We start from the raw sequence: 23221 nt of genomic DNA, 5'->3' as shown, positions 1-23221 counted from the left end.
CGGGCCCGGCCGCTCACGCCCGCCGGCGGGAGCCGCGGGCCCTGACCACGGTGACCGCGAGCAGGGTCAGGGCCGCCGCGGCGACCGCCAGACCGGGGAGCAGCCCGGGCGGCCGGAAGGAGCAGGCGACCCGCGTGGTGCCGGGGGTGAGGGGGACCGCGACCAGCCCCAGGTGCGCCGAGGCGGGGCGGCCGTTGCAGGTCCAGCCGGCGATCGCGGGGACGGAGAGGACCGCCGTGCCGTTGCTGCCCGCGGGCAGGTCGGCCCGGATGCCGGAGGAGCCGGCCCGGACCGAGGTCGCGGCCGTGGCGCGCAGGGCGGCCACCGCCGCGTCGAGGCGGGTGCGGTCCAGGCAGGACAGGGTCCAGCGGGGCGGCGGGGCCGCGTCGAAGACCAGCGCCGAGGAGGCGCCGCGGGAGGGTCCCATCGGCTGGAGGGCCGCCCGGTTGCGGGGCGGGTTGCCGTTCAGCCGGAAGGCCGGGCCGTCGGCGAGGCGGGCCGTGGCGTCGTACTCCGGCGCCCACAGGTAGGCCTCGGTGCCCGCGCGGCAGACGCCGGGTGCGAGCGGGTCCTCGTACACGCGGGCGCCCAGCAGGAGTTCCTGGTTGGCGAAGGGCGAGTCGCCGTAGGAGGCCGGTGCGCCGGGCGGGCGGGTCGTCACCAGCGGGGGCACCTCGGCGCGCAGCACCGAGCCGTCCGGCCGGAGGCGGGCGCCGACCGCGAAGACGGCGTCGGTGACGGGGTTGTCGATGCTCTGGACGTTGCGGCCGCGCGAGGTCCAGCCGGCGCCGAGCGCAGCCATCGTCCGCGTGAACACCTCGGGGGTGTGGCTGCTGTAGTACGAGCCGCCCTCCCCGCCCAGCAGCAGCGGGTCGTTGCCCGACAGGGCGGGCCGGCTCGGGTCCGTGCGGTACGCGGGCCAGCCCCCGGCCGCCGCCAGGGCCGCGGCGCGCGCGGTGTGGGAGGCCCCCCAGGACGGGTAGTCGTCGAGGCCGGCCAGTTTGCCCTTGTGGCCGAAGGCGGTGGTCGCCGCCGCCTGCGCGAGCAGGACCAGGGCCAGCAGTCCGGCCGCGGGCAGTGCCGGTCGTCGGTGGCGCACCGCCCACCAGGCCGCGCCCGCCGCCACCAGGCCGCCCGCGAACAGGGCGTACCCCCAGGCCGTGGTCAGTGTGCTGGTGCGCGCCCACAGCGCGGCGGCGGCCAGGACGCCCGCGCCCGCGGCCAGCGCCGGCGGCCGCGGCGGTCCGCCGGCGAGCGCGGTCCAGGCGGCGATGACGGCGATCCCGGCCAGGACGAAGGTCTGCCGGTACGGGCTGCCGTTGGGGGTGGCGAACAGGTGCCAGGCCAGATGGGTCGGCGCCCACTGCAGGGAGAGCGCCACGGCGGCCGTCAGTCCCGTCCACCACAGCCGGTCGCGCAGCGGCACCGCCCGGTGGAAGGGCAGCGCGGCGACCAGCAGCAGCGTGCCGGTGCCCACGAAGACGGCGGGGGAGGAGAAGGAGTACGTTCCCGGCAGCAGCCGGGCGAAGAGGTCCGCCCAGGACACCGGCCGGAACTCCTTCACCCATCCCGGGTGGGCCTGCCCCGAGCTGAGGAACAGCGGGAGCAGGACCGGCGCCGCCAGCGCGATGCCCAGCACGGTGCTCCCGGCCGCCCGGGCGATCACCGCGGTCCGGGTCCGCGGACCCTGCCGGGTCAGCACCACCCGTACCAGCAGCACCAGGGCGGCGCCGAGCGTCGCCATGTAGGCGGTGTAGAAGTTCGCGGTCCAGCAGACGGCGACGACCAGCGGGGCGAGCAGCACCCGCCGCCCGCGCAGTGCCCATTCGCCGGTCAGGCACAGCAGCGGGAAGGCGATCAGGCCGTCCAGCCACATCGGGTTGTAGGAGGCCTCGATCACCGACCAGCCGCACAGGGCGTAGGAGGCCCCGAGCAGTCCGGCCGCCCACCACGGTCCCCGGTGGAGGGTGCGCAGCAGCCAGGCCATGGCGGCCGCGGCGGCGGCCGTCCTGAGCACGGTGACGACGTACACGGCCAGGTCGATGTCGGCGCGCGGGAAGAGGGCGACGAGGACGGAGAACGGGCCGGTCAGGTAGGTGCCGAGGTCGGGCAGGAAGCTCGTGCCGTAGCCGGACTGCCAGTTGAACAGCAGTCCGCCCTGCGCGCGGCCGTGCAGGAGGTCCCACAGGTGCGCGTGGAAGGGTACGAACTGATTGCCGAGGTCGTTGACGCTGCGGTGGCGCGGTCCGTACGGGAAGACGCGGGCGGCGGCGTCCCCGGCGCACACGGCCACCGCCGTGAGCAGGGCGGCGAGCGCCGAACCGGACGGACTGCGGCGGCGCGGCGAGCGGTGCGGTGTCGACATGGTGGGCCGACCCTGGCAGCACCGGGGGAAGCGGGAGTGGCCGCGGCATGGCTGCGACACGAACAGACACGTACCCCGGACACCCCGCGAATCGTTGGTCGAACCGGTGGCCCGGGCCACCCTTACTGCATACCATCGATCACCGCACGGCCCTTGTGCATTGACGCACAATCTCCCGGCCCTGGAGGCTCCTTTGCACCGTCGCACTGCGCTCTCCGTCTCCGCCGCCCTGCTCGTGGCGGCGCCCCTGCTGTCCGCCTGCTCGGGCGAGACCCGGCCCGGCACCGCGGCCGTCGTCGGCGGTGAACGGATCACCACCTCCGCGCTCCAGGCCCAGGTGAACGACGTCCGCACCGCACAGAACCGGTCCGAGCAGGCCGCGACCCTCATTGCCAACACCCCGCAGCTGGAGAGGATCAAGCTCGGCAAGATGATCCAGCTGCGGGTGCTGGAGCGGGCGGCCGACGACGCGGGCATCTCCGTCACGACCAAGGAGATCGAGGACGCCCGCAAGGCGCAGGAGGGCGACAAGGGCGCGGCGGCGCTGGAGCAGATGGCCCTCCAGGCCCGCGTCCCGCTGGCGCCCGGGCAGATCGACGAGGACCTGCGCTTCCGGCTGCTGCTCGACAAGCTGAGCGAGCGCTTCGGCGAGGACCGGATCATCGAGCCGCTCACCAAGGCGTCGGAGGCCCTCGACATCGAGGTGAACCCGCGCTACGGGGCCTGGGACGCCAAGCAGGTCGGCCTCGGCCCGGTGGAGACCGCCTGGATCACCCAGCGGACCCGGCCCGAGCAGCAACCCGCCGGAGCCTGACGGTCCCCGGCGGAGGTAGGTTCGGAGGGTGACCGACCACTCCCAGCCCACCGCCCCGGCCGAGCCCACCGGCCGTATCGTCCTGCTGACCACCAGCCACCGGGTCGCCCCCGGGGTGCTGTCCTGGCCGGCGTGGCAGACCCTGCACGCCGCGGACCGGGTGCTGTGCGCCGACCCCGGCCACCCGCAGCTGCCGTACCTGCGGGAGGCGGGCGTCGCGGTCGAGCTCGCGGCCCCGGACGCGCACGCGCTGGTGGAGGCCTGCGCGGGCGGCCGCACGGTCGTGGTGCTCCCGGGCGGGGAGGGCGACCAGCGGCTCACCGACGGGCTGGCGCGGCTGGCCGGCTCCGGCCGGGTCTCCATGCCCGACCTGGAACTGCTCCCCGGCTCCTACGACCTGCCGGGTGCGCGCCTGCTCGACCTGGTCCAGGTGATGGACCGGGTCCGGCGCGAATGCCCGTGGACCTCCCGGCAGACCCACCGGGGCCTGGCCAAGTACGCGATCGAGGAGGCGTACGAGCTCGTCGAGGCGATCGAGGACGGGGACCGGGAGGAGCTGCGCGAGGAGCTCGGCGACGTCCTGCTCCAGGTGGTCTTCCACGCCCGGATCGCGGAGGAGGGCCTCCCGGACGGCGCCGACGCGGAGGACGGTGAGGAGGAGGCCCTGGGGGCGTTCTCCATCGACGACGTGGCCGGGGCCCTTGTGGAGAAGCTGATTCACCGGCACCCGCACGTCTTCGGCGACGCGGAGGCCGAGACCCCGGAGGACGTCCACGCGCACTGGCAGCGCACCAAGGCGGTGGAGAAGCGACGGGAGTCCGTCACCGACGGGATCCCGGTCGGCCAGCCCGGCCTGGCGCTCGCGGCCAAGCTCGCGGGCCGGGCCCGTGCGGGCGCAGTGGCCGTGGAGCTGCCCCGCGGCGAGGGCATCGGGTACGAGCTGCTGGAGCTGGCGGCGCGCGCCGAGGCGGAGGGCGTCGACCCCGAGACCGCGCTGCGCGCGGCGGCCCGCGTCTACCGGGACGCGATCCGGGCGGCCGAGGGCCTCGGCGCCCCCGCGCGGTAGCTGCCCCGGTCCCCTCAGTACTCCCTCGGGGCGCGGGCGGCGGGGTTGTGCCAGTGCGGTGCCGGGCGGTTCAGGAACCATTCGCCGAAGCCCAGCGGGCGGCCCGGCTGTTCGTGGCCGGGGCCCGCGGAGGGTACGGAGTCGTGGAAGAGGCGGGCCGGGCGGGCGCCGAGTTCCTCCAGGAGGTGCGCGGTCTCGTCGATGAACTGCGCCGGCCCGCTGAGGTAGACGTCCTGGTCGGGCCACAGGCCCCGGTTGCTCAGCGCCGTCGCGAGCCGGTCGGTGGCCTCGTTGCGGTGCCGGCCGGGGGCGGGCGTGATGTAGGTGACGTCGAGCCAGCCGCAGGAGGTGCCGTAGGCGTCGATGAGCGGGCGGTCGTAGAGGTGCGCGCCGTCCCGGGCCACCACGAAGAGCCGTACGTCCTGGTCGGGCGGCCGGTCCACGAGTTCCTCCAGCAGGGCGCGGATCGGGGCCCAGCCGGTGCCGGCGGCGATCAGGCTGACCGGGCGGTCCGAGCGGCGGAAGGTCAGCTGCCCGCCCGCGGCGCCGAGTTTGAGGACGTCGCCGGGCTGCGTCTCGCGGACCAGGGCGGTGCTGAGCCGCCCGCGGTCGATCCGGCTGACGTGCAGGTCGACGGTGCCGTCGGGGCGGGGGGCGTTGCCGATGGAGTAGGGACGCCAGGTGCGGGGGACCCGCTCGCTGCTCACGCTCGCGTACTGGCCGGGGAGATAGGGGAAGGGGGCGTGCGGCCGCAGGGTCAGCACGCCGATGTCCTGCCCGTACTGGAGGTGGCGTACGACCTCCGCGTCCCACCACGGCGGGTCCTCGCTCGCACCGGCCCCGGCGAGCATGGCGTCGGCGATCACCTGGTAGGCCTCGGTCCAGGCCTTCTCCACCTGCGGGGTCCAGGCGTCGCCGGAGGTCGCGGCGAGTGCGGCGAGCAGGCTGGAGCCCACGACCGCGTAGTGCTCGGGGCGGACCCGGAACTTGCGGTGGTCGCGCCCCAGGTCGTGCAGGTAGGGGCCGATGGTGTCGTCGTCGAGGCGGGAGATCACGTGGGTGAGTGCGGCGAAGAGCCGGTCCCGCTGGCGTTCCATGTCCTCGGAGGAGACCGGGAAGAGGTCACGGACTCCGGGGTTGTGCCAGAAGAGGTGTGAGTAGAAGAACTTGACCGCGTGTTCGGCCCTTCTCTCCACCACCGCGAAACTGCTTTTCAAGATCCTCACGTCCACACATCCGAAAGTAGGAGTGCCGGACGGGGCGAGGTCAAGCGTTGTCCGATCTGCGGACAGCCGCGACCAAGCAGTCATATCGGATGACGGAGCGTCGGGCCGCGGCCCGACGCTCCGGGTCCGCCGTGCGGGGCGGTTACTGTCGGGGACATGCACGATCAGTCGTCCACTCCCTCCGTCGGCGCGGCGCCCGAACTCTTCACGTGGGAGTTCGCGACCGACCCCTATCCGGCCTACGCGTGGCTGCGGGAGAACGCGCCGGTGCACCGCACCAGGCTCCCCAGTGGGGTCGAGGCCTGGTTGGTCACCCGCTACGCGGACGCCCGCCAGGCCCTCGCCGACCAGCGGCTCAGCAAGAATCCTGCGCACCACGCGGAGCCCGCGCACGCCAAGGGCAAGACCGGGATCCCGGGGGAGCGCAAGGCGGAGCTGATGACGCATCTGCTGAACATCGACCCGCCGGACCACACCCGGCTGCGGCGCCTGGTGTCGAAGGCGTTCACCCCGCGCAGGGTCGCCGAGTTCACCCCGCGGGTGCAGGCGCTCACCGATCACCTGATCGACGGGTTCGCGGGGCGGGGTGAGGCGGACCTCATCCACGAGTTCGCCTTCCCGCTCCCCATCTACGCCATCTGCGAGATGCTCGGAGTACCGCGGGAGGACCAGGACGACTTCCGCGACTGGGCCGGCATGATGATCCGCCACGGCGGCGGGCCGCGCGGCGGGGTCGCCCGGTCGGTGAAGCAGATGCGGACCTACCTCGGCGAACTCATCCACCGTAAAAGGGACGATCTGGGCGATGACCTGATCTCCGACCTGATCCGGGCGAGCGACCACGGCGACCACCTGACGGAGGGCGAGGCCACCGCGATGGCCTTCATCCTGCTCTTCGCCGGCTTCGAGACCACCGTGAACCTCATCGGCAACGGCGTCCACTCCCTCTTCATGAACCCCGTCCAGCGCGAGCGCCTGCAGGCCTCCCTGGCCGCCGGCGAGAGCGGGCTGCTGACCACCGGCGTGGAGGAACTCCTGCGCTACGACGGTCCGGTGGAGCTGGCGACGTGGCGCTTCGCCACCGAGCCGCTGACCCTCGGCGGCGAGCGGATCGAGACCGGCGACCCGGTCCTGGTCGTCCTCGCAGCCGCCGACCGGGACCCCGGGCGCTTCGCCGATCCGGACACCCTCGACCTCTCCAGGACCGACAACCAGCACCTGGGGTACGGACATGGCATCCACTACTGCCTGGGTGCGCCGCTCGCCCGGCTCGAGGGGCAGACCGCCCTCGCGACCCTGCTGACCCGCCTGCCCGATCTGGAACTTGCCGTTCCATCCCAAGACCTGCGCTGGCGTGGGGGGTTGATCATGCGAGGGCTACGTAGTCTTCCCGTTCGCTTCACGGCTCAAAACACTTGTTCAACATCTGATTAAAAGTCAGATTCCGCTTGAACTTGTGACAATCGTTCGAAGGCCGCTAGGTTCTGCCGTTACCAGGCTGTTATGCGAAAGGTGATCCCTCATGCTCTCCGGGAACGGCCGTCACAGACGCCCCCGCCAGGTCCCCGCGCTGGTCGTCACAGCCGGAGTCACTGGCTCCGCGCTGGCCATGCCGCTGCTGGCCGCCACCAGCGCGACCGCTGCCGACACCGCCACATGGGACAAGGTGGCCGAGTGCGAGAGCGGCGGCTCGTGGAGCGCGAACTTCGGCAGTGGCGCTTACGGCGGACTCCAGTTCACCCAGGAGGAATGGCAGAACGCCGGCGGTCTGGACTTCGCCGAGCGGGCCGACCTCGCGAGCCGCTCGCAGCAGATAGCCGTGGCCGAGCGCGTGCTGGCCTCCCAGGGCCCGCAGGCCTGGCCGCTGTGCGCGGCCTCGGCCGGACTGGACCAGCAGGGTCCGGCCGCCGTGGTCGACCCGGGTCTGCCGGGCAGCCCCGCCGCGGTCGGCCCCGCGCCGTCCCGCCCCGACGACGTGGTGCCCTCCACCCGGGGCGGCAAGCCGGCGACGGACTTCGGCCTCTCGACCGCGGAGACCCCGAGCCCCACGGGCTCCCCCTTCCTCATTCCCGACGCGCCGTCGGTCGGACTGCCCGTCATGCCGGCGCCCGACGTCCCGACGACGCCCCCGACCGCCCCGGTCACCCCGACCGACCCGACGGCCCCGCCGGTCACCCCCGCCGATCCGACGGTCCCGTCCCTCCCGACGGACCCGACGGCGCCCACGACCCCGCCGGTCACCCCGACTCCGTCCCCGACGGACCCGACGGCCCCCGTGGCGCCGACCACCCCGGCCGCCCCGTCGACCCCGGGTGCCACTCCTGCCGGGGGCAACGGCAAGCACCGCGGTGCGCCGTCCCCCGAGGAGGGCGCACCGTCTGATGCCGCGTCGGACCCCGTCTACACGGTGCAGGCGGGCGACAGCCTGGCGACCATCGCGGTTGCCAAGGGCGTGAAGGGCGGCTGGAGCGGCCTCTACGCGGCCAATGAGCAGGTCATCGGCAATGACGCCAACCTGATCAAGCCGGGCCAGAACCTGGATCTAACCGCGCAATAAGGACAGTTGGTTCGTCCGGAAAGACTTGATTGTCTGTTTTCTGCAAGTGAGACATGCGTCTCTTCCGGTCAACTGGCGTGTCCCGTCCGGGGGCTTCCGCAAACCCCGTTCTCACCTGCGCAAACGCCCCTGCGGGGAGCGCAAGTAGGGGCCGTTTCTCCCCGGTGTTCCTCGTTGAACATCGGGGAGAGACCTGTCTACCTTCTGAGTCGCCCGCCACCGCGGGCTCCTTCGACCGCATCGCCGAATCCTGCCGGCGGACGGGGGGAACAGTCGTCGCGTCAAGCGCCGAAGGCAGGAGCGGGGGAACCAAGGTAGGTGCCGCGAGCGGCCGTTGAGAGACGGCCGGGCAGCGGCTTGGGGTTAAGTGGCGCGCTAGGTCGCACCGCCGGGCACTCACAGGCCCGAACCCGACAGCTCACCTCGTAGGCGTCGGTGAGGAGAAACCTCATGCTGCTTTCCGGCAAGGGCAAGCACCGTCGCGGTTCCAAGGCCGTTCGCATCGTCACGCTCGCCGGCGTCGCCGGTGTGGCCGTCGCCGCCCCCCTGATGGCCGCGGGCGCCGCCAGCGCCGCCACCGCATCCGAGTGGGACAAGGTCGCGCAGTGCGAGTCCGGTGGCAACTGGTCCATCAACACCGGCAACGGCTACTACGGCGGACTGCAGTTCTCGTCCTCCACCTGGGCCGCGTTCGGCGGCAAGTCGTACGCCCCGCAGGCCAACCAGGCCTCGAAGGCGCAGCAGATAGCCGTGGCCGAGAAGGTCCTCAAGAAGCAGGGCAAGGGTGCCTGGCCGCACTGCGGCAAGGGCCTGTCCAACTCCTCGTACACCGGTGGCGGCTCCACCGAGACCCCGGCCTCCGCCAAGCCGAAGGCCGAGACGAAGAAGACCGAGACCAAGAAGACCGAGACCAAGGCCGCGCCGAAGAAGGAGACCAAGCGCACCGAGGTCCCGACCACCCGTTCCGAGCGCACCGAGGCCCCGGCCGCGCCGAAGACCGGCAACGGCTCCTACGAGGTCAAGCCCGGCGACACCCTGGGCACCATCGCCGAGGCCAACGGCGTCAAGGGCGGCTGGCAGCAGCTCTTCGAGCTGAACAAGGACATCGTCTCGGACGCCGACCTCATCTACCCCGGCCAGAAGCTGAAGCTCAGCTGAACGCTGCGGCGATAGCCGCAGAAGCGTACGCAAGACGCAGAATTCCCACCGCCCGGCGCCCCTTCCCCCCACGCGCCGGGCGGCGGTGTGTGCGGGCGCGGGGGCCCCTCCGAGGCCGATGATCAAGGGTCGTATGTCCCGGAAGAGGGGTATTCGGTCCCTTTTTCGTCCCAGGGGTCGGGCGGTCGGCCGGTCGAACCCCCGAAGCCGGTTAGGCTCTAGGCGGCAAGGCCATCCCACGGCCTGACACGCCACCGCACACCCAGCGTCACATCCCAGAAGGAGATGCTCGTGCCGTCCATCGACGTCGTCGTAGCCCGGGAAATCCTGGACTCCCGAGGCAACCCCACGGTCGAGGTCGAGGTGGGCCTCGACGACGGCAGCACCGGCCGTGCTGCCGTTCCGTCCGGCGCCTCCACCGGTGCATTCGAGGCCATCGAGCTGCGTGACGGTGACCCCAACCGTTACATGGGCAAGGGCGTCGAGAAGGCCGTCCTGGCCGTCATCGAGCAGATCGGCCCGGAGCTCGTCGGCTACGACGCCACCGAGCAGCGCCTGATCGACCAGGCCATGTTCGACCTCGACGCCACCGACAACAAGGGCTCGCTCGGCGCCAACGCCATCCTCGGCGTCTCCCTCGCCGTCGCGCACGCCGCGTCCGAGGCCTCGGACCTCCCGCTCTTCCGCTACCTCGGCGGCCCGAACGCGCACCTGCTGCCCGTTCCGATGATGAACATCCTCAACGGTGGGTCGCACGCGGACTCCAACGTGGACATCCAGGAGTTCATGATCGCCCCGATCGGCGCGGAGTCCTTCTCCGAGGCGCTGCGCTGGGGTGCCGAGGTCTACCACACCCTCAAGAAGGTCCTGCACACCAAGGGCCTGTCCACCGGTCTCGGTGACGAGGGCGGCTTCGCCCCGAACCTGGAGTCCAACCGCGCCGCGCTCGACCTCATCATCGAGGCCATCAAGCAGGCCGGCTACACCCCGGGCAAGGACATCGCGCTCGCGCTCGACGTCGCCGCGTCCGAGTTCTACAAGGACGGCAAGTACGAGTTCGAGGGCCAGTCCCGCTCGGCCGCCGAGATGACCGACTACTACGCCGAGCTCGTCGAGGCGTACCCGCTCGTCTCCATCGAGGACCCGCTGTTCGAGGACGACTGGGCCGGCTGGAAGACCATCACCGACCGCCTGGGCGCCAAGGTCCAGATCGTCGGCGACGACCTCTTCGTCACCAACCCCGAGCGCCTGGCCCGCGGCATCGAGGAGGGCTCCGCGAACGCCCTGCTCGTGAAGGTGAACCAGATCGGTTCGCTGACCGAGACCCTCGACGCCGTCGAGATGGCCCAGCGCAACGGCTTCAAGTGCATGATGTCCCACCGCTCCGGTGAGACCGAGGACGTCACCATCGCCGACCTCGCCGTCGCCGTGAACTGCGGTCAGATCAAGACCGGCGCCCCGGCCCGCTCGGACCGCGTCGCCAAGTACAACCAGCTGCTGCGCATCGAGGAGATCCTCGACGACGCCGCGGTGTACGCGGGCCGCAGCGCCTTCCCGCGCTTCAAGGGCTAATCACGCTCAGCCTCCGTACGTCCCCGCACTCGGTCCCGTACCGTGTGCGGGGACGTATTGCGTAGTGCGTACAAAGGGGAGGCGGACCAATGGCCGGGAACCGGGATCGGTTCTCCACCTTCTCCACCGCGACGCGGCTCAAGCAGCTCGGTGAGCGGACCGCCGCCCACGTCTACCGCTCGCAGACGCGCCGTCAGGTGCGCCGCAGCCGCCTCACCGGCAGGGCCGCGCTCCTGGTGCTCGTGCTCTGTACGCTGGTCGTCGCCCTCGCGTATCCGATGCGCCAGTACGTCTCCCAGCGCTCGGAGATCGCGGAGCAGCAGCGGGCCGCCGCGGCGGCGCGGGACCGCCTGGAGCGGCTCCGCGACGAGAAGGCCCGCTGGCAGGACGACGCGTACGCGGAGCAGCAGGCGCGCAAGCACCTGCACTTCCTGCGCCCGGGGGAGGTCGGCTACATCATGAGCGACCCCGGGGCCCGGCCGCCGGAGCCGCACCGGACCGGCCAGGCCGGCTCCGACCGCCCCTGGTACTCGAACGTCTGGGACGGCGTCGACAAGGCCGACCGCCCGAACGACTAGTACCGCAGCACCCATCCACGAGAACGAAGAGACTTCCTCCAGGCATGCAGACGCCCCCGCCCCAGACCGACCGGACCGAGCCGACCGACGCGGACATCGAGGCGTTCGAGCAGCAGCTCGGCCGCCCGCCGCGCGGGCTGCGCGCCATCGCGCACCGCTGCCCCTGTGGGCAGCCCGACGTGGTGGAGACCGCGCCGCGGCTCCCCGACGGCACCCCCTTCCCGACGCTGTACTACCTGACGTGCCCGCGCGCGGCCTCCGCCATCGGCACGCTGGAGGCCAACGGCGTGATGAAGGAGATGCAGGCCCGGCTCGCCGAGGACCCGGAACTCGCCGCCGCCTACCAGGCCGCGCACGAGGACTACATCCGGCGCCGCGACGCCATCGAGGTGCTCCAGGGCTTCCCGAGCGCCGGCGGCATGCCGGACCGGGTCAAGTGCCTGCACGTGCTCGTCGGCCACTCGCTGGCGGCCGGCCCCGGCGTGAACCCGTTCGGCGACGAGGCCCTCGCGATGCTGCCCGAGTGGTGGGCCAAGGGCGCCTGCGTCACGCCGTCCGGCGAGAAGAAGGACGAGGAGTCCCGGTGACCCGGGTCGCGGGCATCGACTGCGGCACGAACTCCATCAGGCTGCTCGTGGCGGACTGCGACCCCGCCACGGGCGAGCTGGTCGAGCTCGACCGGCGGATGACCATCGTCCGGCTCGGCCAGGGCGTGGACCGGACCGGGCGGCTGGCCCCGGAGGCACTGGAGCGCACCTTCGCCGCCTGCCGCGAGTACGCGGCGGTCATCAAGGAGCTCGGCGCGGAGCGGGTGCGCTTCGTGGCGACCTCGGCCTCCCGTGACGCCGAGAACCGGGACGACTTCGTCCGCGGTGTCGTGGAGATCCTGGGCGTCGAGCCCGAGGTGATCTCCGGCGACCAGGAGGCGGAGTTCTCCTTCACCGGCGCCACCAAGGAACTGACCGCGCACGAACACCTGGAGCGGCCGTTCCTGGTGGTCGACATCGGCGGCGGCTCGACCGAGTTCGTGGTCGGCGACGACCACGTCCGGGCCGCCCGCTCCGTGGACGTGGGCTGCGTCCGGATGACCGAGCGCCACCTGGTGGTGGACGGCGTGGTCACCGACCCGCCGACCGAGGAGCAGATCGCGGCCGTCCGGGCCGACATCGAGGCCGCGCTGGACCTGGCGTCCGGGACCGTTCCGCTGACCGAGGCGCGCACCCTGGTCGGTCTGGCCGGTTCGGTGACCACGATCGCCGGGATCGCCCTGGGGCTGCCCGAGTACCGGTCGTCGGAGATCCACCACTCCCGGATCTCCTACGAGCAGGTCCGCGCGATCACCGAGCGGATGCTGACGGCCACGCACGACGAGCGCGCGGCGATCCCCGTGATGCACCCGGGCCGGGTCGACGTGATCGGCGCGGGTGCGCTGGTCCTGCTGGCCGTCATGGAGCGCACCGGCGCCGCGGAGGTCGTGGTCTCCGAGCACGACATCCTCGACGGCATCGCCTGGAGCGTGGCGGGCGCCACCGTGTGACCCGCCGGTCCGTCGGGACGACGGGGGTTCCGCGGCTGCCCGGCCGCGGAACCCCCGTCGTCGTTCTGGGTCATGCCCGCAATGACCGGTGCAATCACCTGGTCCATCGGCCGAACGACCTTCGAACCAGGGTGTGGGGGCTCCACGGGGGCATGATCCAGAAAAAGTTCGTGAAGTTCTTCACAAGGAAAAGGTGCCTGTTGGGGCACGGGAAGGGTCCTACGGGGCCTTGCGGAGGGCCCGGGGCCCCTTTTGTCGCGCGTTCGTGCGATCCGCGGAGGCGACGGGTTCCGTGTCAGAGGTAAGGACGAAACCCGGTGGTCTACTCCGGTTCACGCCCTGGAGGCCAGTTCAGGACGGGTGAACAACGACTCCCCCTACCTCTTGGTTCCCGTCGCGTGTCATGACGTCCGTCACGTGGGCGGCGGAGTGTAGCAGAGGCCCTCCGTCTCCTTGTGAAGGGGCTCACGAGCAACACCCCATTGGGTGCTGGATACTCGTTCTCATGAGCACCACGGAGCGTCCCAGGATCCTCGTTGTAGGAGGTGGGTACGTAGGCCTGTACGCAGCCAAGCGCATCATGAAGAAGATGCGCTACGGCGAGGCGACCGTCACGGTCGTCGACCCGCGCTCGTACATGACCTACCAGCCCTTCCTCCCCGAAGTGGCCGCAGGCAGCATCTCGCCGCGGCACGTCGTCGTCCCGCTGCGACGCGTGCTGCCCAAGGCTGAGGTTCTCACCGGCCGGGTCACGACCATCGACCAGGACCGCAAGGTCGCCGTCGTCACGCCGCTGGTCGGCGAGGCGTACGAGCTGCCCTTCGACTACCTGGTGATCGCCCTCGGCGCCGTCTCCCGCACCTTCCCGATCCCCGGTCTCGCTGAGCAGGGCATCGGCATGAAGGGCGTCGAAGAGGGCATCGGCCTGCGCAACCACGTACTCGAGCAGCTCGACAAGGCCGAGTCCACGACGGACGAGAACGTCCGCCGCAAGGCGCTCACCTTCGTCTTCGTCGGCGGCGGCTTCGCCGGCGCCGAGACGATCGGCGAGGTCGAGGACATGGCCCGCGACGCCGCGAAGTACTACTCCACGATCAAGCGCGAGGACATGCGCTTCATCCTGGTCGACGCGGCCGACAAGATCCTCCCCGAGGTCGGGCCCAAGCTCGGCACCTGGGGCAAGGAGCACCTCGAGTCCCGCGGCATCGAGATCTACCTCAACACCTCCATGGACTCCTGCGTGGACGGCCACGTGGTGCTGAAGAACGGCCTCGAGGTCGACTCCAACACCATCGTCTGGACCGCCGGCGTCAAGCCGAACCCGGCCCTGGCCCGCTTCGGCCTCCCGCTGGGCCCGCGCGGCCACGTCGACGCCGAGCCGACCCTCCAGGTCAAGGGCACCGACTACATCTGGACCGCCGGCGACAACGCCCAGGTTCCGGACATGGCCGCCCGCCGGGCCGGCGTCGAGAACGCCTGGTGCCCGCCGAACGCCCAGCACGCGCTGCGCCAGGCCAAGGTCCTCGGTGACAACGTCATCTCGGGCATGCGGGGCTTCCCGCAGACCGAGTACTCGCACTCCAACAAGGGTGCCGTGGCGGGTCTCGGTGTCCACAAGGGCGTCGCGATGATCGTCATGGGCAAGATGAAGATCAAGCTCAAGGGCCGGCTCGCCTGGTACATGCACCGTGGCTACCACGGCATGGCCATGCCGACCTGGAACCGCAAGATCCGCGTCTTCGCCGACTGGACCCTCGGCATGTTCCTCAAGCGCGAGGTCGTCTCCCTCGGCGCGCTGGAGACGCCGCGCGAGGAGTTCTACGAGGCCGCCAAGCCGGCGCCGGCCCCGGCCGCCGCCGCTGCCCCGGCCGAGAAGGCCAAGGCCTCCTGACCCTGCGTCGGGAGAACGGCCGCTGAGCCGGCCGAAGGTACGTCCCCGAAGGGGCCGCCCGCCATCCGTGGTGCGGGCGGCCCCTTCGGCGTACCCGGCGCCGCGGATGGGTAGACGGATGGGTCGGAACTTTGTGGAGGTGCGCCATGACCGACGCCGCTCCGCGGCTGGCCGCTCTTGCCGAAACCCTGCTGGGCGGCCCCCTGCCCGTGCGCATCCGCGCGTGGGACGGGACCGAGGCCGGGCCGCCCGACGGCCCCGTACTCGTCGTCCGGGGCCGCCGTGCCCTGCGTCGGATGCTGTGGAAGCCCGGAGAGCTGGGCCTGGCCCGGGCCTGGGTGGCCGGTGACCTGACCGTCGAGGGCGACCTGTACGAGCTGCTGGACCGGGTCTCGGGCCTGCTCTGGGGCCGGGACCGGAAGGCGGTGCCCCCGCCCGCCCCGCCCACGTCCCGCCTCGGCGCGCTGCGCCCGCGCCTGCCCCGGTCGCTCTCGGCCGCAGCGACCAGCGCCGCTGCCACCGCCGAGCTGCTGCGCGACGCGGACGCGCGGGGCGCCGTACGGGACCTCGTCGCCCTGGCCAGGCCGTGGCCGGCGCCCGCGCCGCCCGACGAGGAGGCGGCCCGGCGCGGCGGCCCCCGGCACACCAGGGGCCGCGACCGGCAGGCCATCAGCCACCACTACGACGTCGGCAACGACTTCTACGAGCGGGTCCTCGGCCCCTCCATGGTGTACTCCTGTGCCTACTGGACCCCCGGCTCGACCCTGGAGCGGGCCCAGCACGACAAACTCGACCTGGTCTGCCGCAAACTCGCCCTGCATCCCGGGGGCCGGCTCCTCGACGTCGGCTGCGGCTGGGGCTCCATGGCCCTGCACGCGGCCCGTGAGTACGGCGCCCGCGTCACCGGTGTCACCCTCTCGCGCGAACAGGCCGCGTACGCCCGCAAGAAGGTCGCGGACGAGGGCCTGGCCGATCTGGTCGAGATCCGGATCCAGGACTACCGGGACGTCAAGGACGGCCCCTACGACGCCATTTCCTCCATCGGGATGGCCGAACACGTCGGAGCCGACCGGTACCGCGACTACGCCCGCACCCTGCACGCCCTGCTGCGCCCCGGCGGCCTGCTGCTCAACCACCAGATCGCCCGACCGCCCGAGGCCGACGAATCGGCCTACCGGGTGGACGAGTTCATCGACGCGTACGTCTTCCCCGACGGAGAGCTCTCCCCGGTCGGCACCACGGTCGGCGAACTGGAACGGGCCGGCTTCGAGGTCCGCGACGTGGAGGCGCTGCGCGAGCACTACGCCCTGACCCTGCGGGCCTGGGTGGCCCGGCTGGAGGAGCACTGGGACGAGGCCGTGGCCCTCACCTCGGCGGGCCGGGCCCGGGTCTGGCAGCTCTACATGGCAGCCTCCGCGCTCGGCTTCGAGCGGGGCCGCCTCGGGGTCAACCAGGTGCTCGCGGTGCGGTCCGCGGCGCGCGGGGACTCCGGGCTGCCGCTACGGCTGCGGACCTGGGGCGCGCAGCCCGCGTGACCGTTCCTCGCGGACGCCGGTGCGCGGACGACGGGAAGGGCCCCGGGGCGTGTCGCCCCGGGGCCCTCCCGTGTCCCGTTCCGCCTTCCGCGTGACGCCGTCCGCTACTCGGTCTTGATGGCGGTCAGCATGTTCAGGCGGGCGGCGCTGCGGGCCGGCCACATGGCGGCCAGGACGCCGACCACGGCGGCCAGCAGGAGGAAGATCCCGATCCGGTCCCACGGGAGGATCAGCTCGTAGCTGGGCATGGACTTCGCCAGCGTGGAGCCGACGGCCCAGGCGAGGAAGATGCCGATGGCGACGCCGAGGGCGGCACCGAAGAGGGAGATCACCACGGCTTCGAGGCGGATCATGTTCTTGACCCTGCTGCGGTCGAGGCCGATGGCGCGCAGCATGCCGATCTCCTGGGTCCGCTCGAAGACGGACATGGCCAGGGTGTTGACCACGCCGAGCACCGAGATGACCAGCGCCATGCCGAGCAGGCCGTACATGATGTTCAGCATCGTGTTGATCATGCCGCCCATCTCGTTGCGCATGTCCTGCTGGGTGGCGACGTTGATGGCCGGGTTCTTGCCGAGGGCGTCGACGACCTTCTGCTGGGCGGCCTTGGAGGCCCCGCCGTCGACGTTGACGTACACCTCGGGGATGTACATGTCCTCGCTGTGCTCGCTGAGGATCTTGTTGTCGATGACGTAGGGGGAGAGCAGGCCCTCCATGTCCTTGAAGATCGCGCCGACCTTCACCGACGCTTCCCGGCCGTCGTCGTACGTCAGCTTGATCGTGGTGCCGACGGTGAACTTCTGCTTCGTGGCGGTCTTCTCGGCGACCGCGACGTCGCCCTTGCCGAGGGCGTCGAGCGAGCCGCTGAGGACCTCGACGTTGAGGAGCTGGCCGATGGTGGCCGGGTTGACGCCGGAGGCGGCCCGGAAGTCGCCGTCGACCAGGAAGTAGCCGGCCGACTGCGGGGAGACCGCCTTGATGCCGGGGGCCTTGGACAGGGTCTCCGCCACGGACTTGTCGAGGCTGCCGGCGTCGGAGGACATGGAGACCCGGTAGTCGGCCTTGAGCTTCTCGGTGCTCATGCGGTCGACGACCTTGCCGACGGTGATGCCGAGCACGGACAGCGTGGTGACGAGGGTCAGGCCGATCGCGAGGGAGGCGGCCGTGACGGCGGTGCGGCGCGGGTTGCGGACGGCGTTCTGGGCGGCGAGCTTGCCGGGTACGCCGAACACCTTCTGCAGCAGGGGGCGGACCGCGCCGATGACCGGCTTGGAGAGCAGCGGCAGCAGCACGATCATGCCGATCAGCATGAAGAAGGCGCCGCCGCCCATGATCATGCGGCCGGCGTCGCCGCCCTTGGACACGCCCAGGAAGACCAGGCCGATGCCGCCGAGGCTGATGACCGAGCCGAGGATGTTGCGCAGGAGCAGGGACTTCGAGGAGGCCGGCAGGTGGGCGCTGCCCATGGCGGCCACGGGTGCGATCCGGCCGGTGCGCCAGGCCGGCAGCAGGGCGGCGACGGTGGTGACGAAGACGCCGATGACGAGGGCGGCGACGACGGTGCCCGGGGCGATCACGAGGGCGCCGCCCGGCAGCTTGGCACCGAGGGAGCCGATCACGGAGCGGATCCCGATGGCCAGGCCGACGCCGCTGAGCAGGCCGACGGCGGCCGAGAGGAAGCCGACGACGAGGGCCTCGGTGAGCACCGAGCGCATGACCTGGCCGCGGTTGGCGCCGACGGCGCGCAGCAGGGCCAGCTCCTTGGTGCGCTGGGTGACCAGCATGGTGAAGGTGTTGTAGATCAGGAAGATGCCGACGAAGAGCGAGATCCCGGCGAAGACGAGCAGCATCGTGCTGAGGTTGCTGAGGCCCTTCTCGATCTGCTTGGCCTGCTCCGCGGCGAGCGCCGTGCCGGTCTGCGCCTTGGTCGTCCTGCTGTCGAGGAGCGGCTTGATGTCGGCGAGCAGCTTGTCGGAGGAGGTGCCGTTCTTCGCGGCGACCGACAGCTCCTGGAAGTAGCCGGGCTTGAGGTAGAGCTCCTGGGCGACCTTGGTCTCGAAGAGGACCAGGCTGCCGCCCGCCTGGACGGCGCCGTCCTCGGTCGTGAAGACGCCGACGAGGGTGTACTCCTTGACCGGGCCGTTGGTGGCGACGCGGACCTTGTCGCCGACCTTGTACTTGCCCGTGTCGGCGGTGGCCTTGTCGAGGGCGACCTCGTCGGCCCTGGCCGGGCCGGCGCCCTGGGTGAAGGCGTAGCGCGGGTCCTTGCCGTCCTTGACGGGGGTGTAGTTGCCGCCCTTGTTGGACCAGCCGGAGCCGATCAGCTTGCCGTTCTCGTCGCCGACTCCGGCGAAGCCCGAGACGCTGCCGGAGACGGTGTCGACGCCCGGGAGCGCCTTGATCCTGTCGAGGGTCTGCTGGCCGAGGCCGGGGTCGCCCTCCTTCTGGCCCTGCTCGTTGCGGCCCTGGCCGTACGAGGTGACCGAGACGGCGACGCCCTCGTAGCTCTTGGCGGACTGGCCGGAGAGGGACTTCTTGAGGGTGTCGGTGAAGACGAGGGTGCCGGATACGAAGGCGACGCCGAGGGTGACGGCGAGCACCGTCATCAACAGCCGGGCCTTGTGCGCGAGGACGTTGCGCAGGGCGGTACGGAACATGGGAGATCTCAGTCCTGGGGCTGGAAGTCGTGGAGAGGGCGGCCTGGGGCGGGACCGGGGATCAGCTGGTGCGGCCCTTGGCGTCGAAGGCCTTCATGCGGTCCAGCACGCCGTCGGCGGTGGGGCTGAGCATCTCGTCGACGATCCGGCCGTCGGCGAGGAAGATGACGCGGTCCGCGTAGGAGGCGGCGACGGGGTCGTGGGTGACCATCACGACGGTCTGGCCGAGCTCGCGGACGGAGTTGCGCAGGAAGCCGAGGACCTCGGCGCCGGAGCGGGAGTCCAGGTTTCCGGTCGGCTCGTCACCGAAGATGATCTCGGGGCGGGAGGCCAGGGCGCGGGCGACGGCCACGCGCTGCTGCTGGCCGCCGGAGAGCTGGGTGGGCCGGTGGCCCAGGCGGCCGGAGAGGCCGACCATGTTCACGACGGTGTCCAGCCACTGCTTGTCGGGCTTGCGGCCGGCGATGTCCATGGGGAGCGTGATGTTCTCCAGGGCCGTCAGGGTCGGCAGCAGGTTGAACGCCTGGAAGATGAAGCCGATCTTGTCCCGGCGCAGCTGCGTGAGCTGCTTGTCCTTGAGGGAGCCCAGTTCGGTCTCGCCGATGCGGACCGAGCCGGCGGAGAAGGTGTCCAGGCCGGCGACGCAGTGCATCAGGGTGGACTTGCCGGAGCCCGAGGGGCCCATGATCGCGGTGAACTGTCCCTGGCCGAAGTCCACGGAGACGTTGTCCAGGGCGACCACCTGGGTCTCGCCCTGGCCGTACACCTTGGAGAGGCCGGTGGCGCGGGCGGCCACGGCCTGGGCGGTGCGCGGGGCGTGGTTCATGGTGGTCACAGGACGGCTCCTCGGTGTGTTGTGCGGGGACTCCTCCATCCTCACCCGGCCCTTACACGCCGCGGATCAGCCGCCGTGCCTGTTCCCGGGCCCACTCGAGACTGACGGCGGGCGGGTGCGCCTCCTCCTCTGGTATGACAGGAGGCCCGGCCGGCGGGCGGTGGCCCGGGGTGGCGCGGAGGGTGGCGCGGGGGGTGGCGCGGGCCATCGAAATCCCGTCATTCCCGTACAGGTGGTGATCGACGTCCAGAACGGGCCGACCGCGCATTCTGGGGCCTGACGGACCCTCAAGCGCCAATAAAATCAGACAACATCGGATAGACGGCCGGTCGGCGGCGAGTGTCTTCCGGATAGGCTCGGCACAGCGTTCAAGGCTTTTTCCACGGGGGCCGCCACGCCCTGCCCGGATGGTGGAATGCAGACACGGCGAGCTTAAACCTCGCTGGCCTTCGGGCCGTGCCGGTTCAAGTCCGGCTCCGGGCACTCCGCAGCTCTGGCGAGGCTCCCCTCGTTTATCCCCTGCGCTCCGCCATGCCTTCTTCTAAGATCCTCCTCCAGCAGTAGGGTGCTTTCTTTGCGAGCGCATTACTCTTGTTGCAAGGCCGCGCTCGGTGGCCACGGAGGAGTGAGATGAGGAGCAGTAACCCGGTCTTCTCGCGACGGGGGTTCAGCCGCGACAACGGTGGCTACGCGGGCTTTGACGCGCAGCACCAGCAGGCCGGGACCAACCCGTACGCGACGAACCCTTACGCGATGGACCCGACCACGGGTATGCCGCAGGCGCCGGCGCGCACCAACGCGATGACCATGGACGACGTCGTGAGCCGTACGGCCATGACGCTCGGCACGCTCATCGTGACGGCGACCCTTTCCTGGGTGCTGCTGCCCGTCGACCCGGCCAACCTCACCAAGTCGTACGCGATCGGCATCGGCGCCGCCCTGGTGGCCTTCGTCTTCGCGATGATCCAGTCGTTCAAGCAGAAGGCCGCCCCGGGCCTGATCCTGGCCTACGCGGCCTTCGAGGGCGTGTTCCTCGGCGTGATCAGCGCGGCCACCAGCACCTACTTCGGCGCCGGCGTGGTCATCCAGGCCGTGCTGGGCACGATGTGCGTCTTCGCCGCCGTGCTCCTCGCCTACAAGATGGGCTGGATCCGCGTCAACCGCCGCTTCTTCGGCTTCGTGATGGCCGCGGCCCTGGGCTTCATGATGCTCATGCTCGCGAACACCCTGTTCGCGGTCTTCGGCGGCGGTGACGGCCTCGGCTTCCGCAGCGGCGGCCTCGGCCTGCTGTTCGGCGCCATCGGCGTCATCCTCGGCGCCTGCTTCCTCGCCCTCGACTTCAAGCAGGTCGAGGACGGCGTGACGTACGGCGCCCCGCGCGAGGAGGCCTGGCTGGCGGCCTTCGGCCTCACCATGACCCTGGTGTGGATCTACATCGAGATGCTCCGCATCTTCCAGATCCTCTCGGGCGACGACTAGCAGGACCGGCGGGCCGTCAGGCCCGCCCGGTCCGGCACACGACACGGGAAGGCCCCGCGAGCGAATGCTCGCGGGGCCTTCCCCTGTGCAGGGACTACGGGGTCGGGGGAGAGGGGTCAGCCGAACCGGCGTGCGGCCCGGCGCAGGTCGTACTCGTGGATGATCGCCTTGGCCTGGCCGTACGACAGCTCGTGCGCGCCGCGCAGCCAGCTGACCTTCTCCTCGAACCGGACGAGGGAGGGGCCTTCGTCGACGGTGCGGAGCCAGTCGGAAACCTCACGACCGGTGGTCTGGGGGATTCTGTCGATCATGTTGCGGTGGGTCTGCTCGGAGAACTCTACGGACATGGGCGCCTCCGGAGGTTTTGCCGTGCTGTTCTCTTCACGCCACCGTGCCGGAGAGTTCGCCCGTTGGCAATGGTGCCCGGGCGCCGCGTAAGGTCGGCCGGGTGCTTGATACCTCGCCCCTGAGCGCCGCCGTGGACCGTTTCGCCGACCGGCTGCGGGCCGCACCGCAGAGCCGCCTCCAGCAGGGGACGGCCGCCGTGGCGCTGGAGCTGGCCCGCGAGCTCTCCGTACGGGCGCAGGAGCTGGAGGAGCCCGGGCGGGCGCCCCGGGAGATGCCGGACGCCGGGATCTTCGCCGTCGGGGACCAGGTGGCCGTGGCCGGGCTGGACCTCGTCGAGGCCCTGCGCGGCGCCGCGGGCGCCCCGGACACGGCGAAGGCCCCGTCCGAGGTGCTGGACGAGGCCGTTCGACTGGTGGAGCAGGCGGAGATCAGAGCGACGCGATGACGCGGTCCGCGAGGATGTAGACGTTGCTGTCGGGGTCTTCGGAGTCCCCGCAGGAGAAGGTCAGCGCGTAGGCGCCGGAGATCCCCGAGCCGCCCAGCAGGACCGGAGCGGTGCCCGAGCGCAGCGCCTCGGCGAGCCGCTCCGCGGTCTCCCGGTGCCCCGGGGTCATGCACAGCGTGGTGCCGTCGGTGAAGACGTACACGTCCAGCGTGCCCAGCGGGCCGGGACGGACGTCCGCGAGGGCCGTACGGGCCTCCGCGAGCTCCTCGAGGCGGTTCACGGTGCGCTCGTGGTCGGCGCCGGGGTGCGCGGCCTGGACCGGAACGAAGTCGGGGTGCGAGGGGTGGCGCCGGCGGGCCGCAGCCAGCTCGGCCGAGTCCTCCGGGTACCCGGGGAGCTCGTCGAGCGCCTCCTCGCCCAGGACCGGCTCCAGGCCCACCAGGTCGGCCTGCCGGGGCAGGAAGACCGGGCTGTCCTCGCCGAGCCCGGGCAGGCCGCCCAGCAGCGAAGGGGCGTCGGCGGCGTCGCGGGCCTCCTGCGCGGCCCAGAAGGCGCGCGCCTCGGCCAGCTCCCGCTCGCGCTCCTCGGCCAGGGCCTCGGCCACGGCGGCTCGTATCTCCGCGGCGGGGGACTCGGCGGCGTTGCGGGCGTGCGGGACGGTCGCGGCGCGGGCGTGGACCGGCACCGCCAGCTCGCTGCGCAGGGCGGTGACCTGCTTGCGCAGACCGTGGACGGCGTGCAGAGCAGCAGCGCCCACGGCCGTGGCAGCGGCCGTGGTCAGCAGCAGGGCAAGAGACATGGCGCTCACTGACTAACTCCTGAGGTGATTCGATCCCCCGACTTCCTACATCAGAGTGTCCCGGCCTGGGAATGGCGTGCAGTGCATTACGTCACGAAATGGACAGGGCTTTCGTCACACCCTGCACCCCTGTGTCAGTGCTGACCTGCATAAACACCGATCCCCCAGGACATAGGTCACATCCTGGGGGAGATTCGGTCACAGGTAGGCCGCGACGGGATTAGAACCGGCGTCAGTACGGCCCGTGCCACCAAGGGGCGCCTGGCCCGGCCCTTGATCCAGTAGCCGCAACCCTACTTTCGGCTACGAACGACCGGGGCCTCGGGCGACTCGGCTCAGCCGCTCTGTTCCTCGGTCGC

The 23221-nt window shown here is 71.5% G+C and carries 19 protein-coding genes, 1 tRNA gene and 1 riboswitch; of the genes, 14 read left to right on the top strand and 6 right to left on the bottom strand.

The genetic code is table 11. The features are described 5' to 3' along the window. Positions 1–13 precede the first annotated feature (13 nt). Positions 14–2365 carry a YfhO family protein gene (locus tag IH80_RS0117345; protein ID WP_030961455.1) on the bottom strand — a complete coding sequence of 784 codons (2352 nt, stop codon included), beginning with the start codon at positions 2363–2365 and terminating at the stop codon, positions 14–16. A gap of 193 nt (positions 2366–2558) precedes the next feature. Here IH80_RS0117345 and IH80_RS0117340 point away from each other — a divergent pair, with 193 nt between their 5' ends. Further along, positions 2559–3179 (top strand): SurA N-terminal domain-containing protein, encoded by a 621-nt coding sequence (locus IH80_RS0117340; protein WP_030961454.1) that lies wholly within the window; start codon positions 2559–2561, stop codon positions 3177–3179. Positions 3180–3207: 28 nt separating this feature from the next. Then, positions 3208–4245, top strand: a complete 1038-nt coding sequence (locus tag IH80_RS0117335; protein ID WP_030961452.1) for a nucleoside triphosphate pyrophosphohydrolase — start codon at positions 3208–3210, stop codon at positions 4243–4245. Between the two features lie 14 nt (positions 4246–4259). Here the strand turns inward: IH80_RS0117335 and IH80_RS0117330 are convergent, their stop codons facing one another. Next, positions 4260–5444, bottom strand: coding sequence for a globin domain-containing protein (locus IH80_RS0117330; protein WP_234432270.1), 1185 nt, complete (start codon positions 5442–5444; stop codon positions 4260–4262). A 183-nt stretch (positions 5445–5627) separates the two neighbouring features. On the opposite strand from IH80_RS0117330, the gene IH80_RS0117325 reads away from it, so the two are divergent. From IH80_RS0117325 to IH80_RS0117285, 9 genes are all read left to right on the top strand, one after another. Next, on the top strand, positions 5628–6905 hold the full coding sequence (locus IH80_RS0117325) for a cytochrome P450 family protein (protein ID WP_037880259.1): 1278 nt from the start codon (positions 5628–5630) through the stop codon (positions 6903–6905). 88 nt (positions 6906–6993) lie between these two features. Next, positions 6994–8028 carry a transglycosylase family protein gene (locus tag IH80_RS0117320; RefSeq protein ID WP_030961447.1) on the top strand — a complete coding sequence of 345 codons (1035 nt, stop codon included), beginning with the start codon at positions 6994–6996 and terminating at the stop codon, positions 8026–8028. Positions 8029–8304: 276 nt separating this feature from the next. Next, positions 8305–8475, top strand: a riboswitch (cyclic di-AMP (ydaO/yuaA leader). Positions 8476–8478: 3 nt separating this feature from the next. Next, positions 8479–9186 (top strand): transglycosylase family protein, encoded by a 708-nt coding sequence (locus IH80_RS0117315; RefSeq protein WP_030961446.1) that lies wholly within the window; start codon positions 8479–8481, stop codon positions 9184–9186. Between the two features lie 285 nt (positions 9187–9471). Further along, on the top strand, positions 9472–10758 hold the full coding sequence (gene eno, locus IH80_RS0117310) for a phosphopyruvate hydratase (RefSeq protein ID WP_030028493.1): 1287 nt from the start codon (positions 9472–9474) through the stop codon (positions 10756–10758). A gap of 89 nt (positions 10759–10847) precedes the next feature. After that, a complete protein-coding gene (locus tag IH80_RS0117305) occupies positions 10848–11336 on the top strand; it encodes an FtsB family cell division protein (protein WP_030961444.1) in 489 nt (162 codons plus the stop codon). 44 nt (positions 11337–11380) lie between these two features. Next, positions 11381–11923: a DUF501 domain-containing protein gene (locus tag IH80_RS0117300; protein ID WP_030961443.1), complete on the top strand. Its 543-nt coding sequence runs from the start codon at positions 11381–11383 to the stop codon at positions 11921–11923. Beyond that, positions 11920–12873, top strand: coding sequence for a Ppx/GppA phosphatase family protein (locus IH80_RS0117295; RefSeq protein ID WP_030961442.1), 954 nt, complete (start codon positions 11920–11922; stop codon positions 12871–12873). The genes IH80_RS0117300 and IH80_RS0117295 overlap by 4 nt, the downstream gene beginning before the upstream one ends. 505 nt (positions 12874–13378) lie before the next feature. Continuing rightward, positions 13379–14764: an NAD(P)/FAD-dependent oxidoreductase gene (locus IH80_RS0117290; RefSeq protein ID WP_037880256.1), complete on the top strand. Its 1386-nt coding sequence runs from the start codon at positions 13379–13381 to the stop codon at positions 14762–14764. Between the two features lie 146 nt (positions 14765–14910). Then, positions 14911–16299, top strand: a complete 1389-nt coding sequence (locus IH80_RS0117285; RefSeq protein ID WP_030961439.1) for an SAM-dependent methyltransferase — start codon at positions 14911–14913, stop codon at positions 16297–16299. 104 nt (positions 16300–16403) lie between these two features. Here IH80_RS0117285 and IH80_RS0117280 read toward each other — a convergent pair whose 3' ends face one another. Together IH80_RS0117280 and IH80_RS0117275 are read right to left on the bottom strand one after the other, a co-directional pair. Next, positions 16404–18956 carry an ABC transporter permease gene (locus tag IH80_RS0117280; RefSeq protein WP_030961438.1) on the bottom strand — a complete coding sequence of 851 codons (2553 nt, stop codon included), beginning with the start codon at positions 18954–18956 and terminating at the stop codon, positions 16404–16406. Positions 18957–19017: 61 nt separating this feature from the next. Beyond that, positions 19018–19791: an ABC transporter ATP-binding protein gene (locus tag IH80_RS0117275; RefSeq protein WP_030961434.1), complete on the bottom strand. Its 774-nt coding sequence runs from the start codon at positions 19789–19791 to the stop codon at positions 19018–19020. Positions 19792–20192: 401 nt separating this feature from the next. On the opposite strand from IH80_RS0117275, the gene IH80_RS0117270 reads away from it, so the two are divergent. Together IH80_RS0117270 and IH80_RS0117265 are read left to right on the top strand one after the other, a co-directional pair. Next, positions 20193–20274, top strand: a tRNA-Leu gene (locus IH80_RS0117270). A 147-nt stretch (positions 20275–20421) separates the two neighbouring features. Next, on the top strand, positions 20422–21270 hold the full coding sequence (locus IH80_RS0117265; protein WP_030961432.1) for a Bax inhibitor-1/YccA family membrane protein: 849 nt from the start codon (positions 20422–20424) through the stop codon (positions 21268–21270). A 116-nt stretch (positions 21271–21386) separates the two neighbouring features. On the opposite strand, the gene IH80_RS0117260 is transcribed toward IH80_RS0117265, so the two are convergent. Further along, on the bottom strand, positions 21387–21617 hold the full coding sequence (locus IH80_RS0117260; protein WP_030716449.1) for a DUF4287 domain-containing protein: 231 nt from the start codon (positions 21615–21617) through the stop codon (positions 21387–21389). A 101-nt stretch (positions 21618–21718) separates the two neighbouring features. On the opposite strand from IH80_RS0117260, the gene IH80_RS0117255 reads away from it, so the two are divergent. After that, positions 21719–22063 (top strand): hypothetical protein, encoded by a 345-nt coding sequence (locus tag IH80_RS0117255; protein WP_051809441.1) that lies wholly within the window; start codon positions 21719–21721, stop codon positions 22061–22063. Here the strand turns inward: IH80_RS0117255 and IH80_RS0117250 are convergent. After that, entirely contained in the window at positions 22047–22862 is an 816-nt protein-coding gene (locus tag IH80_RS0117250) for a hypothetical protein (RefSeq protein WP_030961430.1), read from the bottom strand. The genes IH80_RS0117255 and IH80_RS0117250 overlap by 17 nt on opposite strands. Positions 22863–23221: the final 359 nt, after the last annotated feature.

The sequence above is a fragment of the Streptomyces sp. NRRL S-378 genome (assembly GCF_000720645.1).
In the GTDB taxonomy this organism is placed as follows: domain Bacteria; phylum Actinomycetota; class Actinomycetes; order Streptomycetales; family Streptomycetaceae; genus Streptomyces.
This window is presented reverse-complemented; position numbering and strand designations above follow the sequence as displayed.

Coding starts and splice junctions, on each gene's coding strand:
- eno (WP_030028493.1), top strand. CDS start 9,472: ATGCTCGTGCCGTCCATCGACGTCGTCGTAGCCCGGGAAATCCTGGAC.
- IH80_RS0117320 (WP_030961447.1), top strand. CDS start 6,994: ATGCTCTCCGGGAACGGCCGTCACAGACGCCCCCGCCAGGTCCCCGCG.
- IH80_RS0117265 (WP_030961432.1), top strand. CDS start 20,422: ATGAGGAGCAGTAACCCGGTCTTCTCGCGACGGGGGTTCAGCCGCGAC.
- IH80_RS0117260 (WP_030716449.1), bottom strand. CDS start 21,617: ATGTCCGTAGAGTTCTCCGAGCAGACCCACCGCAACATGATCGACAGA.
- IH80_RS0117305 (WP_030961444.1), top strand. CDS start 10,848: ATGGCCGGGAACCGGGATCGGTTCTCCACCTTCTCCACCGCGACGCGG.
- IH80_RS0117290 (WP_037880256.1), top strand. CDS start 13,379: ATGAGCACCACGGAGCGTCCCAGGATCCTCGTTGTAGGAGGTGGGTAC.
- IH80_RS0117345 (WP_030961455.1), bottom strand. CDS start 2,365: ATGTCGACACCGCACCGCTCGCCGCGCCGCCGCAGTCCGTCCGGTTCG.
- IH80_RS0117280 (WP_030961438.1), bottom strand. CDS start 18,956: ATGTTCCGTACCGCCCTGCGCAACGTCCTCGCGCACAAGGCCCGGCTG.
- IH80_RS0117325 (WP_037880259.1), top strand. CDS start 5,628: ATGCACGATCAGTCGTCCACTCCCTCCGTCGGCGCGGCGCCCGAACTC.
- IH80_RS0117300 (WP_030961443.1), top strand. CDS start 11,381: ATGCAGACGCCCCCGCCCCAGACCGACCGGACCGAGCCGACCGACGCG.
- IH80_RS0117250 (WP_030961430.1), bottom strand. CDS start 22,862: ATGTCTCTTGCCCTGCTGCTGACCACGGCCGCTGCCACGGCCGTGGGC.
- IH80_RS0117315 (WP_030961446.1), top strand. CDS start 8,479: ATGCTGCTTTCCGGCAAGGGCAAGCACCGTCGCGGTTCCAAGGCCGTT.
- IH80_RS0117285 (WP_030961439.1), top strand. CDS start 14,911: ATGACCGACGCCGCTCCGCGGCTGGCCGCTCTTGCCGAAACCCTGCTG.